12 protein-coding genes and 1 pseudogene are annotated in these 12,586 nt (G+C 68.4%); 2 read left to right on the top strand and 11 right to left on the bottom strand.

What is annotated here, in order from left to right; genetic code table 11:
* Positions 1 to 64: 64 nt before the first annotated feature.
* The 4 genes from ACFVH0_RS31200 to ACFVH0_RS31185 form a co-directional block, all read right to left on the bottom strand.
* Complete coding sequence (locus ACFVH0_RS31200) at positions 65 to 439, bottom strand: FKBP-type peptidyl-prolyl cis-trans isomerase (RefSeq protein WP_385825653.1); 375 nt, start codon at positions 437 to 439, stop codon at positions 65 to 67.
* A gap of 43 nt (positions 440 to 482) precedes the next feature.
* Positions 483 to 1,430, bottom strand: a complete 948-nt coding sequence (locus ACFVH0_RS31195) for an FKBP-type peptidyl-prolyl cis-trans isomerase (protein WP_385825651.1) — start codon at positions 1,428 to 1,430, stop codon at positions 483 to 485.
* Positions 1,431 to 1,556: 126 nt separating this feature from the next.
* On the bottom strand, positions 1,557 to 2,918 hold the full coding sequence (gene pafA, locus ACFVH0_RS31190) for a Pup--protein ligase (RefSeq protein WP_093541264.1): 1,362 nt from the start codon (positions 2,916 to 2,918) through the stop codon (positions 1,557 to 1,559).
* A 9-nt stretch (positions 2,919 to 2,927) separates the two neighbouring features.
* Positions 2,928 to 4,187, bottom strand: a complete 1,260-nt coding sequence (locus tag ACFVH0_RS31185; protein ID WP_385825649.1) for an MFS transporter — start codon at positions 4,185 to 4,187, stop codon at positions 2,928 to 2,930.
* Between the two features lie 135 nt (positions 4,188 to 4,322).
* Here ACFVH0_RS31185 and ACFVH0_RS31180 point away from each other — a divergent pair, with 135 nt between their 5' ends.
* Positions 4,323 to 5,363 (top strand): LacI family DNA-binding transcriptional regulator, encoded by a 1,041-nt coding sequence (locus tag ACFVH0_RS31180; protein ID WP_385825647.1) that lies wholly within the window; start codon positions 4,323 to 4,325, stop codon positions 5,361 to 5,363.
* A 69-nt stretch (positions 5,364 to 5,432) separates the two neighbouring features.
* Here ACFVH0_RS31180 and prcA read toward each other — a convergent pair whose 3' ends face one another.
* The 6 genes and pseudogenes from prcA to arc form a co-directional block, all read right to left on the bottom strand.
* Positions 5,433 to 6,242, bottom strand: coding sequence for a proteasome subunit alpha (gene prcA, locus ACFVH0_RS31175; protein WP_385825645.1), 810 nt, complete (start codon positions 6,240 to 6,242; stop codon positions 5,433 to 5,435).
* A 58-nt stretch (positions 6,243 to 6,300) separates the two neighbouring features.
* Positions 6,301 to 7,146: a proteasome subunit beta gene (gene prcB / locus ACFVH0_RS31170; protein ID WP_385825643.1), complete on the bottom strand. Its 846-nt coding sequence runs from the start codon at positions 7,144 to 7,146 to the stop codon at positions 6,301 to 6,303.
* A pseudogene (locus ACFVH0_RS31165) lies at positions 7,098 to 7,288 on the bottom strand (endonuclease domain-containing protein); the annotation flags it as partial. The gene prcB and the pseudogene ACFVH0_RS31165, both read right to left, overlap by 49 nt.
* 101 nt (positions 7,289 to 7,389) lie before the next feature.
* Positions 7,390 to 7,608, bottom strand: coding sequence for a ubiquitin-like protein Pup (locus ACFVH0_RS31160; RefSeq protein WP_266421631.1), 219 nt, complete (start codon positions 7,606 to 7,608; stop codon positions 7,390 to 7,392).
* 121 nt (positions 7,609 to 7,729) lie between these two features.
* On the bottom strand, positions 7,730 to 9,241 hold the full coding sequence (gene dop / locus ACFVH0_RS31155) for a depupylase/deamidase Dop (RefSeq protein WP_385825641.1): 1,512 nt from the start codon (positions 9,239 to 9,241) through the stop codon (positions 7,730 to 7,732).
* Positions 9,242 to 9,474: 233 nt separating this feature from the next.
* Positions 9,475 to 11,241, bottom strand: coding sequence for a proteasome ATPase (gene arc, locus ACFVH0_RS31150; RefSeq protein WP_266917056.1), 1,767 nt, complete (start codon positions 11,239 to 11,241; stop codon positions 9,475 to 9,477).
* Between the two features lie 241 nt (positions 11,242 to 11,482).
* Between arc and ACFVH0_RS31145 the strand changes: the two genes are divergently transcribed.
* Positions 11,483 to 11,794: a ferredoxin gene (locus tag ACFVH0_RS31145; protein WP_385825639.1), complete on the top strand. Its 312-nt coding sequence runs from the start codon at positions 11,483 to 11,485 to the stop codon at positions 11,792 to 11,794.
* A 39-nt stretch (positions 11,795 to 11,833) separates the two neighbouring features.
* On the opposite strand, the gene ACFVH0_RS31140 is transcribed toward ACFVH0_RS31145, so the two are convergent.
* Positions 11,834 to 12,412: a hypothetical protein gene (locus ACFVH0_RS31140; RefSeq protein WP_385825637.1), complete on the bottom strand. Its 579-nt coding sequence runs from the start codon at positions 12,410 to 12,412 to the stop codon at positions 11,834 to 11,836.
* Positions 12,413 to 12,586: the final 174 nt, after the last annotated feature.

Here is a 12,586-nt window from a genome sequence, read left to right as displayed (position 1 = left end):
GTGCCGGGACAAAAGCGAGGGCCCGTGCCTGGTGGCACGGGCCCTCGTATCGCACGGATGCGGATCAGACGGCGACCAGGTCGCAGACGAAGATCAGCGTCTCGCCGGGCGCGATGCGGCCGCCACCGGCGCCGCGGTCGCCGTACGCGAGGTGCGAGGGAATGGTCAGCTGGCGACGGCCGCCGACCTTCATGCCCTGAACACCCTGGTCCCAGCCGGCGATGACCTGGCCGGCACCGAGCTGGAACTGCAGCGGGGCGCCGCGGTTCCAGGAGGCGTCGAACTCCTCGCCGGTGGAGAAGGACACGCCCACGTAGTGGACGGAGACGGTGGCGCCCGCCTTGGCGACCGCGCCGTCGCCCTCCCAGATGTCCTTGATCTCCAGCTCGGCCGGCGGCTCGCCACCCGGGAAGTCGATCTCGGGCTTCTCGATGCTCACTGACTTGCTCCTCTTGATGATGAACTGGGCAACCGGGACAGTCTTACATCTTCGCCAGCAGGTCCACGGCGAAGACCAGCGTGGACTTGGCGGGGATGGTCTGCTGCGCCTTGTCACCGAAGCCCTGGTCCGGCGGGATGACCAGGAGCACCCGGCTGCCGATCTTCTTGCCGACCAGACCGTTCTTCAGGCCCTTCAGGGTCACCTGGGCGAGCGGGAAGGTCTGCGTCTTGCCCGCGGCGTAGGTGCTGTCGAAGGTCTTGCCGTCCTTCCACAGCAGTCCCACGTAGTTCACGACGACGCTGTCGGTGTCCTTCACCACGTCGCCCTTCGACTCCAGGATGTAGTTGGAGACGAGCTTCGACGGCGGGTCGCTCTTGGTCGGGATGGTGACCTTGGGGGCCTTGCCGTCCGTGTTGGTGCCGACCTTCGGCAGGTCGATGTTGTCCTGGGCGACCTCGGTGCCCTTGGCGGAGGCCGGGATCTGCGTCGCCTTCAGGACGTCGACGACGAAGACGAGCGTGGCCTTGGGCTTGATGTCGCCCTGGCCCTGGTCGCCGTATCCGAGCTCCGGCGGGATGACCAGCTGGACCCTGCTGCCGACCTTCTGGCCGACGAGGCCCTTGTCCCAGCCCTGGATGACCATGCCGGCGCCGAGGGTCAGGTCGAACGGCTGCTTGCGGTCGAAGCTGTTGTCGAACGGCTTGTCGGAATCCCAGGACTGACCGAGGTAGTTGACCTGGATCGCGTCGCCGTTCTTGAGCGTGGCGCCGTCTCCCTCGCTGACGACTCTGGTCTTCAGCTCCTTGGGCGGGTTCCCCGTGCCCTTGGCCAGGGTCGGCTTCTCACCGAATTTCGCGCCCGCGGTGATCGCGGGGAACCCGTCCTTCGACGTGGCGGAAGCGGAAACGGAATCGGAGCCCTTTTCGTCGCCGCAGGCCGCTGTCAGCAGCAACAGGGGGACGACGAGAAGGCCGGCAAGTCGGCGCACTTGTTCCTCAGATCTCAGACGGCACAGTTGGGTGAGTCCCCGACACTCTAGGGCGTACGCAGGGCCCCGTACGAGGAACGTACGGGGCCCGCGTCGCGTCGGCGGCCGGGATCGTGCGGTGCCGGCTCACATACCCGCGATCAGCTTCTCCACTCGGTCATCCACCGAACGGAACGGGTCCTTGCACAACACGGTGCGCTGTGCCTGGTCGTTGAGCTTGAGGTGGACCCAGTCGACGGTGAAGTCCCGCCGCTGCTCCTGCGCCCTGCGGATGAAGTCGCCGCGCAGCCGCGCCCTGGTGGTCTGCGGGGGCACGGACTTGCCCTCGAAGATCTTCAGGTCGTTGCAGACGCGGGCGGCCTGTCCCTTGCGCTCCAGGAGGTAGTACAGGCCGCGACGACGGTGGATGTCGTGGTACGCGAGGTCTATCTGGGCGACCCGCGGATGCGACATGGTCATGTTGTGCTTGGCCCGGTACCGCTCGATGAGCTTGTACTTCATCACCCAGTCGATCTCGGTCTCGATCCGGTCGAGGTCCTCGGCCTCGATCGCGTCGAGCGTGCGGCCCCAGAGCTCCAGGACCTGGGCGACGGTTCCGGTACGGATGCCACGGCGGTCGACGAAGTCGACGGCCTTCTCGTAGTACTCGCGCTGCACCTCGATGGCGGACGCCTCACGACCACTGGCCAGGCGCACCTTGCGCTGCCCGGTGGTGTCGTGGCTGACCTCGCGGATCGCCCGGATCGGGTTCTCCAGCGTCAGGTCCCGCATCACCGTGCCCGCTTCGATCATGCGGAGCACCAGATCGGTCGCGCCGACCTTGAGCAGCATGGTCGTCTCGGACATGTTGGAGTCGCCGACGATGACGTGGAGGCGGCGGTAGCGCTCCGCGTCGGCGTGCGGTTCGTCACGCGTGTTGATGATCGGGCGGGAACGCGTGGTCGCGGAACTGACGCCCTCCCAGATGTGCTCGGCACGCTGGCTGACGCAGTAGACCGCGCCCCGGGGGGTCTGCAGCACCTTGCCCGCGCCGCAGATCAGCTGCCTCGTGACGAGGAAGGGAATGAGGATGTCCGCGAGCCGGGAGAATTCTCCGTGCCGTGCCACGAGGTAGTTCTCGTGGCATCCGTAGGAGTTTCCCGCCGAGTCGGTGTTGTTCTTGAAGAGATAGACGTCGCCCGCGATTCCCTCCTCGTGCAGGCGGCGTTCGGCATCGACGAGCAGGCCTTCGAGAATGCGCTCGCCGGCCTTGTCGTGAGTGACCAGTTCGGTCAGGTTGTCGCATTCGGGGGTTGCATATTCCGGATGCGATCCCACGTCGAGGTAGAGGCGGGCGCCGTTCCGCAGAAAGACATTGCTGCTGCGGCCCCATGACACAACACGGCGGAAGAGGTAGCGCGCCACTTCATCAGGGGACAGTCGGCGCTGTCCCCTGAACGTGCACGTGACGCCGTACTCGTTCTCCAGCCCGAAAATGCGGCGGTCCATGACTGAACATTACGCCTGATGGCCTGAGCTGAAACCGGGTTCGACAGCACCGTTTCGATCATTTTCCGATCCCCGTACGGAAACGGCCGTACGCCCGGGAACTGCGAGTACCCTTCCCGTCGCCAGCAGGACGAGCAGCGCCGCCACCCCACCGGCCCCCGCGACGGCGAAGCTCCACGAGGTGCCGCCCAGCTCGACGGCCGGGCCCGCCACGGCCGTTCCCGCCGCCGCGCCCACCCCGAACGTCGTCACCAGCCAGGAGAACGCCTCGGTCACGGTGCCCCGGGGAGCGTGCCGGTCGACCACGATGAAGGAGCAGGCGATCGCGGGCGCGAGAAAGACTCCGGCCACTGCCGCCAGTGCGGTCATGGCGACCACTCCGGGGGTCAGCATCAGCGGCAGATAGCCCAGTGCCAGCAACGCGACGATGACCCGCAGCCGGCGCTCCGGCGCCCCGGCCCACTGCCGTGCCCCGTAGACCGCGCCGCCGATCAGCGCGCCCAGCCCGAGCGCGGCCATCAGCCAGCCGTACACCGACTCGCGGCCGTGGTCGTCGGCGTAGGCCACACCGGCCACCGTTATCGAGCCCAGCGCGAGTCCGACGAAGAAGAACGACCCGAGCAGCGCCAGCAGCCCCGGTGAGCGCAGCGCGCCCAGCCAGTGCGCCTCGCGGGGTGCGGAACGCCACGCCCGGGAGGGCTCGGAGAGGACGACGGAGAGCGCCCCCAGGACGCCCAACGCGTTGATGACCAGCAGGGCGGCGGCGGGCGACCAGAGCGAGACCAGCACCGTCACCAGCAGCGGCCCCACGGTGAACATGACCTCCTGGGCCACGGCGTCCATGGCGTACGCCCGGTGCACCCGCTCCTCACCGCCCAGCACGCTCGGCCACAGAGCCCGCAGGCCGCCCTCCAGCGGCGGTGTGAAGACCCCGGCCACCGCCACCGCCCCGTAGGCCAGCGGAAGCGATCCGAGGCCCACCAGGGCCAGCAGGGCCATGCCCAGCGCCGACACCACGGCGGCCGGGAGCTGGACGCGTGGCTGGCCGTACAGGTCCACGGCGCGGCCCAGCAGCGGCTGGCCGACCGCGGTGGCCAGCCCGTACACGGCCGCGAGCGCTCCGGCGAGGGCGTAGCTGCCGCCCTCGGCGCGGGTGAACAGCACGATCGCGACGGGGGCGGTGCCGTTGGGCAGCCGCCCCACCAGGGTTCCCGCCAGCAGGCGGGCGGCATGCCGCGCCCGGAGGATGTCCAGATATCCCGCGGCCATGTCCTGTCGCCCCTCTCCCTCGGGGGCTTTCCGCCACCCAGAGGTTTTACGTATAACGTCGAAGCTCATACGTACCATGTGCCCAGTCCGCAGGTCCACCTCACGGCGCCTGCCCCGACCGGCCCGGAGGCCCGAGTGACCAGCGCACCACAGCCCGCCCCGACCCGGCCCACCAGCCGCGATGTCGCGCGGGCCGCAGGCGTCTCGCAGGCCACCGTCTCCCTGGTGCTCGGCGGCAAATGGCCGGGCCGGGTCTCCGAGGCCACCGCCGAGCGCGTCCGGCACGCCGCCCACGGCCTCGGCTACCGGCCCAATCTCGCCGCCCGCAGTCTGCGCCTGGGCAGCACCAGGACCGCGCTGCTGGTCGTCCCCGCGCTGACCAACGAGTTCTTCGCCCGCGTCTACACCGGCGCCGCCGAGGTCGCCGCCGAACACGGCTTCGGCGTCGTGCTCTACCCGTCCCCCGACGGCACCGGACCGGCCCGGGATCCCTTCGCCTCGGCGAGCACTTCCCTGGACGGCGTGATCGCCTCCTCCATGGCCGCCGGGGCGCTCGACGCGCTGCGCGGCGCCGGGCTGCCACTGGTCATGCTCGACAGCGACCCGGCGGACACCGGCGTCGCGGCCCGCGTCAATCTGGACATCGCCGACGGGATGCGGCAGGTCGCGGAGCATCTCCTCGCTCTCGGCCACCGCCGCTTCGTCCACCTGGCGTCGGCGGTCGACTCCTGGACCTTCGCGGTGCGCGGCCGGGCGCTGCACGACACCCTGCGGTCGGTGCCCGGTACCTCCGTGCGGACCGTCACGGCGGCGCTCGACGTCCACGCTGGCCGCATCGCGGCTGAGCACACGCTCGCCGCCCCGGGCCCCCGGCCCACCGCCCTCGTCTGCGACGACGACATCCTCGCCGCCGGCGCCTGCAAGGCCGCCCGGCGACTGGGCCTCCGGGTGCCCGACGACCTGTCCGTCACCGGGTTCGACGATCTGGCCCTGGCCACGGCCGTCGAGCCGGAGCTCACCACCGTGCGGCTGCCCGCCGAGCAGGTCGGGAAGCACGGCATGGCCGCCCTGCTGGCGGTCCTGGACGACCGGCCCACCGAGACGGGCAGCCTCCCCGTGCATCTGGTGGCCCGCGGTTCCTCGGCACCCCCGCCCGCGGACGCCCCGCGGGCATGACGATGCCCCGGCCCGCCGGGAGGGGCGGACCGGGGCACGGTCGACAGCGGTGGACCGTCCTTCGACGGGCTACTCCACGTCACCACCGGAGTCGGTGGACTTGGGCGTGTCAGCCGCGGCGGACGAGTCGCCCTCGCCCTCCTCGGTGTCGGACGGGGCGTCCGTCGGCGCGGAGCCGCCGTCCGCCTCCAGCAGCCGTGCCAGCTGCCTTCCGACGATCCGCTTGAACTTCCGCTGCTGGGGCCGCGTACGGTCCAGCACCGCGACCTCCAGCCGCTCGGCGGGGATCTCCCGCTCGCTGCCGTTGGGATCGCGCGACAGCGCCTGCACCGCCAGCTTGAGCGCCTCGGCGAGCGTCATCCCGTCGCGGTGCCGCTGGTCCAGGAAGGTGCTGATCTGCTCGGCGTTGCCGCCGACCGCGACCGAGCCGTGCTCGTCGACGATCGAGCCGTCGTGCGGCAGCCGGTAGATCTGGTCGCCCTCCGGATCGGTGCCCACCTCGGCGACCACCAGCTCCACCTCGTACGGCTTCTCGGCCGCACTGGAGAAAATGGTGCCGAGCGTCTGCGCGTACACGTTGGCCAGTCCACGCGCCGTCACATCGTCACGGTCGTAGGTGTATCCGCGCAGATCTGCGTAGCGCACTCCGCCGATACGGAGATTCTCGTACTCGTTGTACTTACCGGCGGCGGCGAAACCGATCCGGTCGTAGATCTCGCTGAACTTGTGCAGCGCGCGGGACGGGTTCTCGCCGACGAACACAATGCCGTCGGCGTACTGCAGCACAACCAGGCTGCGACCACGGGCGATGCCCTTCCGGGCGTATTCCGCCCGGTCGGCCATGGCCTGCTGAGGTGAGACATAGAACGGCGTCGACACCGGTTATCCGTCCCTTTCTGTCAGTGACGAGAGCATCGAAGAAGCAGCGGAACGGGGGTCAGAGCAGCGCGGCGCGCGGGCCGTCGGGCTGTTCCAGCCGGCGTTCCAGGACCGAGCGGGCGATCTCGGAGGACTCCGCCTCGTCCAGCTTCCGGAAGCCTTCGTCGGTGATGACGGTGACGATCGGGTAGATCCGCCTGGCCACATCGGGACCGCCGGTCGCCGAGTCGTCGTCCGCGGCGTCGTACAGCGCCTGTACGACCAGGGTGAGGGCCTCCTGCTCCGTCAGGTCCCCGTGGTAGAGCTTCTTCATCGAGCTCCGGGCGAAGACCGACCCGGAGCCGGTGGCCGCGTACCCGTGCTCCTCGGAGCGGCCGCCGGTGACGTCGTACGAGAAGATCCGGCCCTTCTCGCGGTCCACGTCGAAGCCGGCGAACAGGGGCACGACGGCGAGGCCCTGCATGGCCATCGCCAGATTGCTGCGGATCATGGTGGAGAGCCGGTTGGCCTTGCCCTCCAGGGAGAGCTGGGCGCCCTCGACCTTCTCGAAGTGCTCCAGCTCCAGCTGGAAGAGCTTGACCATCTCCACGGCCAGTCCGGCCGTGCCGGCGATGCCCACCGCCGAGTACTCGTCGGCCGGGAAGACCTTCTCGATGTCACGCTGGGCAATCACATTGCCCATGGTCGCGCGCCGGTCACCGGCCAGCACCACACCGCCGGAGAACGTCACCGCGACGATCGTCGTCCCGTGCGGCGCCTCGATGGCCCCCTGGAGGGGCGGCAGGTTCCGGTTGCCCGGAAGCATCCCGGGCGAGTGGTCGGACAGGAAATCCATGAACGAAGAGGATCCCGGCGTCAGGAAGGCAGCTGGTAGACGCCCGGTGCTACGAGTGTTGGCTTCCACGCGTTTCCCTCCAGGTAAACGACGGCCCTGAGCAAGGCGTCAGGATCGTCTCCCAACTTGCCGATGGCCGAATTGCAGTTGATGCGGTTACGCCACGGACCCTACCCGCCCCGTGGCGGTGATCCACATGATCCGCGGGGGCAGCCGCACGGCTCGCGGTGCCGTTTGCGCTCGCGCGGTACGGGCCGACCCGGCCCGTACCGCGCGCACCGCTCTCCACTCCCCCGCGTTCACATCCGTGAACTACTGTCCACCCTTTTGAACGAAGGAACGCACGAAGTCCTCGGCGTTCTCCTCAAGCACATCATCGATCTCGTCCAGAACCGAGTCGACGTCGTCGCTCAGCTTCTCCTGGCGGTCCTTGAGGTCCTCGGAAGCCTGCGCGTCCTGCGCCTGCTCCTCGACCTCCTCGGTGGAACGCGTCGCCTTCTGCTGTCCGCCGCCGGTGTCCTTGGTCGCCATCTAGCTCACCCCGCTCGGTTCGAAGCACTTGATCAGACCCTACCCACGGGCTCCGACATCGGCCCGGTACTTTCCCTCAACGTCCGGGGGTCATCCCGATGATTCCCCGATCCCGGCTCTTTCAGCCGCCCGACAGGACCTGGACCAGCTCCTCCGCCGTGCGGCAGCGGTCCAGCAGCTCCTTGACGTGATTACGGGTGCCGCGCAGCGGTTCCAGGGTGGGTACCCGCTGCAACGAGTCATGACCCGGCAGATCGAAGATGACCGAGTCCCAGGAGGCCGCCGCCACGTCATCGGCGTACTGCTCCAGGCAGCGGCCGCGGAAGTAGGCCCTGGTGTCCTCCGGAGGCCTCGTACGGGCCTGCTCGACCTCGTTCTCGTCCAGGAGCCTCTTCATCTTCCCGCGGGCCGCCAGACGGTTGTACAGGCCCTTCTCGGCCCGTACATCGGCGTACTGCAGATCCACCAGGTGCAGCCGCGCCGCGTCCCAGTCCAGGCTGTCGCGGCGGCGGTAGCCCTCCATGAGCTCCCGCTTGGCGATCCAGTCGAGCTCGCCGGACAGGCTCATCGGATCGTTCTCCAGCCGGTTGAGGGTGTCCTCCCAGCGGATCAGCACGTCCCTGGTCTGCTCGTCGGCGTCCGCCCCGTACCGTTCCTCGACGTACTTGCGGCCCAGCTCGAAGTACTCCATCTGCAGTTGCACCGCGGTGAGCGTACGGCCGCTGCGCAGCGTGATGAGGTGCTTCAGGGTCGGGTCGTGGGAGACGTGGTGCAGGGTGCGTACCGGCTGGTCGACCGCGAGATCGACGTTGATGAAGCCGTCCTCGATCATCGAGAGGACCAGGGCGGTGGTGCCGAGCTTGAGGTAGGTGGAGATCTCCGACAGGTTCGCGTCCCCGATGATCACATGGAGCCGGCGGTACTTCTCGGCATCGGAGTGGGGTTCGTCGCGGGTATTGATGATGGGGCGCTTGAGCGTGGTCTCCAGCCCGACCTCGACCTCGAAGTAATCGGCGCGCTGGCTGATCTGGAAGCCGTGCTCGTGGCCGTCCTGACCGATTCCCACGCGTCCCGCGCCGGTGACCACCTGGCGGGAGACGAAGAACGGGGTCAGATGGCGCACGATGTCGGAGAACGGGGTCTCCCGCTTCATCAGGTAGTTCTCGTGCGTGCCGTACGAGGCGCCCTTGTTGTCGGTGTTGTTCTTGTAGAGGTGGATCGGCTGGGCGCCGGGAAGCTGGGCCGCGCGCTCGGCGGCCTCGGCCATGATGCGTTCGCCGGCCTTGTCCCAGAGGACCGCGTCCCGCGGATTGGTGACTTCCGGGGAGCTGTACTCCGGGTGTGCGTGGTCGACGTAGAGGCGGGCCCCATTGGTGAGGATGACATTGGCGAGGCCGATGTCCTCGTCGGTGAGCTGGCTGGAGTCCGCGGTCTCGCGGGCGAGGTCGAAACCTCGCGCGTCCCGCAGCGGGTTCTCCTCCTCGAAGTCCCAGCGGGCGCGGCGCGCCCTGTGCATCGCCGCTGCGTAGGCGTTGACGATCTGGGACGAGGTGAGCATGGCATTGGCGTTGGGGTGGCCGGGGACGGAGATCCCGTACTCCGTCTCGATGCCCATTACTCGCCGTACGGTCATGCGGCCCTCCTTGCCCGGCGGCGCTCCCTTGAGGGGCGGCGCTCAAGTACCGCTGCTTGTCGGTGCGCGTGCACTGCCCGTCCACGCACTGCGCGACCGGGCGGTACGCAAGAGCCTAGAGCGCCTCTGTGCTGGTGGGGAGATCAATTGCGTCATTGCTGCGGTGTCGCGCGATCGGGACCGAAAGCAACCGGCTGCGGATACCCGGCGGGCATCCGCAGCCTGTCCGCGTTCTACAGGTACTGCCCGGTGTTCGCCACCGTGTCGATGGAGCGACCGGTGTCCGCGCCCTGCTTTCCGGTGACGAGCGTGCGGATGAAGACGATCCGCTCGCCCTTCTTGCCGGAGATCCTGGCCCAGTCGTCCGGGTTGGTGGTGTTCGGCAGGTCCTCGTTCTCCTTGAACTCGTCCACGCATGCCTGGAGGAGATGGGAGACGCGAAGGCCCTTCTGGCCCTGGTCGAGGAAGGCCTTGATGGCCATCTTCTTGGCCCGGTCGACGATGTTCTGGATCATCGCGCCGGAGTTGAAGTCCTTGAAGTACAGGACTTCCTTGTCGCCGTTGGCGTACGTGACCTCGAGGAAGCGGTTCTCCTCGGACTCGGTGTACATCCGCTCGACGACCGACTGGATCATGGCGTGCGCGGCGGCCTCCTTGGAGCCGGTGTGCTCCGAGAGGTCGTCGGCGTGCAGTGGCAGCGAAGGCGTGAGGTACTTCGCGAAGATGTCCTTCGCGGCCTCCGCGTCCGGGCGCTCGATCTTGATCTTCACATCGAGGCGGCCGGGCCGCAGGATCGCGGGGTCGATCATGTCCTCGCGGTTGGAGGCGCCGATGACGATGACGTTCTCCAGGCCCTCCACGCCGTCGATCTCGGCGAGCAGCTGGGGGACGATGGTGTTCTCCACGTCCGAGCTGACGCCGGATCCACGGGTACGGAAGAGGGACTCCATCTCGTCGAAGAAGACGATGACAGGCGTGCCCTCGCTCGCCTTCTCACGGGCACGCTGGAAGACCAGGCGGATGTGCCGCTCGGTCTCGCCGACGTACTTGTTGAGGAGCTCCGGGCCCTTGATGTTGAGGAAGTAGCTCTTGCCCGCCGGCTGGCCGGTGACTTCGGCGACCTTCTTGGCAAGGGAGTTGGCGACGGCCTTGGCGATGAGGGTCTTGCCGCAGCCGGGCGGACCGTAGAGCAGGATGCCCTTCGGCGGACGCAGTTCGTGTTCCTTGAAGAGGTCGGGGTGGAGGTAGGGAAGTTCGACCGCGTCCCGGATCAGCTCGATCTGGTCGCCCAGACCGCCGATCTTGTCGTAGTCGATGTCCGGTACCTCTTCGAGGACGAGCTCCTCGACCTCGCTCTTGGGAACCACTTCGTAGACGTAGCCGGACCTGGGTTCGAGCAGGAGGGCGTCGCCGGGGCGGATGGTGATGTCCAGCAGCGGCTCGGCGAGCCTCACCACCCGTTCCTCGTCGGTGTGCCCGATGACCAGGGCCCGCTCGCCGTCCTCAAGGATTTCCTTGAGGGTGACGATGTCCCCGGCCCGCTCGAATTCCATGGCGTCGACCACGTTGAGCGCTTCGTTGAGCATGACTTCCTGGCCGCGCCGGAGGTCGTCGAGCTCGACACTGGGGCTGACGTTCACCCGGAGCTTTCGGCCTCCGGTGAAAATGTCGCAGGTGCCGTCCTCATTGCCCTGAAGAAACACACCGAACCCGGCCGGCGGCTGTGCGAGCCGGTCGACTTCTTCCTTGAGGGCCACGATCTGGTCGCGGGCCTCGCGCAGTGTGTTGGCGAGCCGCTCATTCTGTGCGGACACGCCTGCCAGGTTGGTCTGCAACTCGACGATCCGCTCTTCGAGAATCCTCGTATGGCGCGGAGAGTCGGCGAGCTTACGTCGCAGGACGGCGATTTCCTGCTCGAGATAGGCGACCTGGCCGGCTGGGTCTTCGGACCCCCGCCCGGGCCGGATGCCGCGGTTGATGTCGTCGTCGTGGGCTGCCACGGTCCTCACCTCCTCCAAGGGGAGCTGGACGCTTCCTGACCCTACCTGGGTGGGTGATGATTGAAACCCCTAGATCACAAAGACTGCGGGGCGTGTCCGATCTTCACCCTTGCGTTCCCCCTCGTGTCAGGGGAATACCCACCCTTCAACATCGGAAAGCGGCCGGTTGTATCGTCGAACCGTTCAACACCCGTCAGGGCTGGCTTCTTTTGGTTCGGATACGCAGGGAACGGCAGGAGAAATGACCGTGCAGCAGGACGCTCCCAACGGTGGCGACGCGCAGGATCTGGAGGTCTGGATCGACCAGGATCTCTGCACGGGCGACGGCATCTGCGTCCAGTACGCGCCCGAGGTCTTCGAGCTGGACATCGATGGTCTGGCCTATGTGAAGAGCGCCGACGACGAGCTGCTTCAGGACCCGGGCGCCACCACGCCCGTTCCGCTGCCGCTCCTCCAGGACGTGGTCGATTCGGCCAAGGAGTGCCCGGGTGACTGCATCCACGTCCGGCGCGTCTCGGACAGCGTCGAGGTGTACGGCCCCGAGGCCGCCTGATCCGGCGGTCGCGGGTCCTCGGTCACTCGCGGTGACGGGTCAGGCGCTGCTCGGGGCGGCCTGGGTGGCGCGGACGAACGCGCCGCCCCGCCACTGCCAGGTGACCTGCTCCTGCTGGTCGGGGCAGCAGCGCGCCACCTCGTCGGAGGAGTAGCCGAGCAGAGTGGCCGAAATGATTCCGTCACGCACCGCGAAGTCACCGATACTCATCGCCTGAGCGGGGTCCACCAGGGTCGCCACGACCCGCGGTGCGGCCCCGCTTCCGCGTGTGAGGACGTAGACGCCGCTGGGCGGGGTGCCGGAGCCGGCCGCGCAGTGGACCACCGCGACGGTCTCGGGGCGGCCGTCACCGTCGAGGTCGCCGGTGGCCTGCTTGGCCACGGTGCTCTCCAGTCCGCCGCATTCCAGGGGGAAGTCGGCCCGTGCCGGATCGGGGGCGGTGACGGTCGTGGTGCCGTGCTGCGCCTTGGTGCGGTGGGGGGTGGACGCGGAGGCCGTGGGGTCCGGCTGGAGCAGTCCGGCGGCCGCGACGACGGCGGCCATGGCCGCCGCGGTGGCGAGCCAGTGCAGCGGCTTGGTGTCGGTGTGCGCGAGGTCCGGGAGCTCGGAGGTCTGCACGCGGGATGTCTCCTGTGGTTCCTGTGGATCGAGGACGCCCGGGTGGGCGGCGCCACCGGTGGGACTGCCGCGGCGGCATGGGGTGGCCAGCATCGTGCCACACCTCACAGAACAGCGGAACGGTGGGGTAGGCACGGAATGCGGGGCCGCAGAGGACCGTGTCCTCGTAGCGGC

It is taken from the genome of Streptomyces sp. NPDC127117, assembly GCF_042677325.1.
Classification (GTDB): Bacteria; Actinomycetota; Actinomycetes; order Streptomycetales; family Streptomycetaceae; genus Streptomyces.
The sequence above is the reverse complement of the archived record's forward strand: the minus strand, read 5'-3'. Positions and strand labels throughout refer to the sequence as shown.

Bases quoted from the DNA above. Each gene is read 5' to 3' on its own strand.
- pafA (WP_093541264.1), bottom strand. From the start codon at position 2,918: ATGGACCGCCGCATTTTCGGGCTGGAGAACGAGTACGGCGTCACGTGC.
- ACFVH0_RS31145 (WP_385825639.1), top strand. From the start codon at position 11,483: ATGACCGTGCAGCAGGACGCTCCCAACGGTGGCGACGCGCAGGATCTG.
- ACFVH0_RS31185 (WP_385825649.1), bottom strand. From the start codon at position 4,187: ATGGCCGCGGGATATCTGGACATCCTCCGGGCGCGGCATGCCGCCCGC.
- ACFVH0_RS31160 (WP_266421631.1), bottom strand. From the start codon at position 7,608: ATGGCGACCAAGGACACCGGCGGCGGACAGCAGAAGGCGACGCGTTCC.
- dop (WP_385825641.1), bottom strand. From the start codon at position 9,241: ATGACCGTACGGCGAGTAATGGGCATCGAGACGGAGTACGGGATCTCC.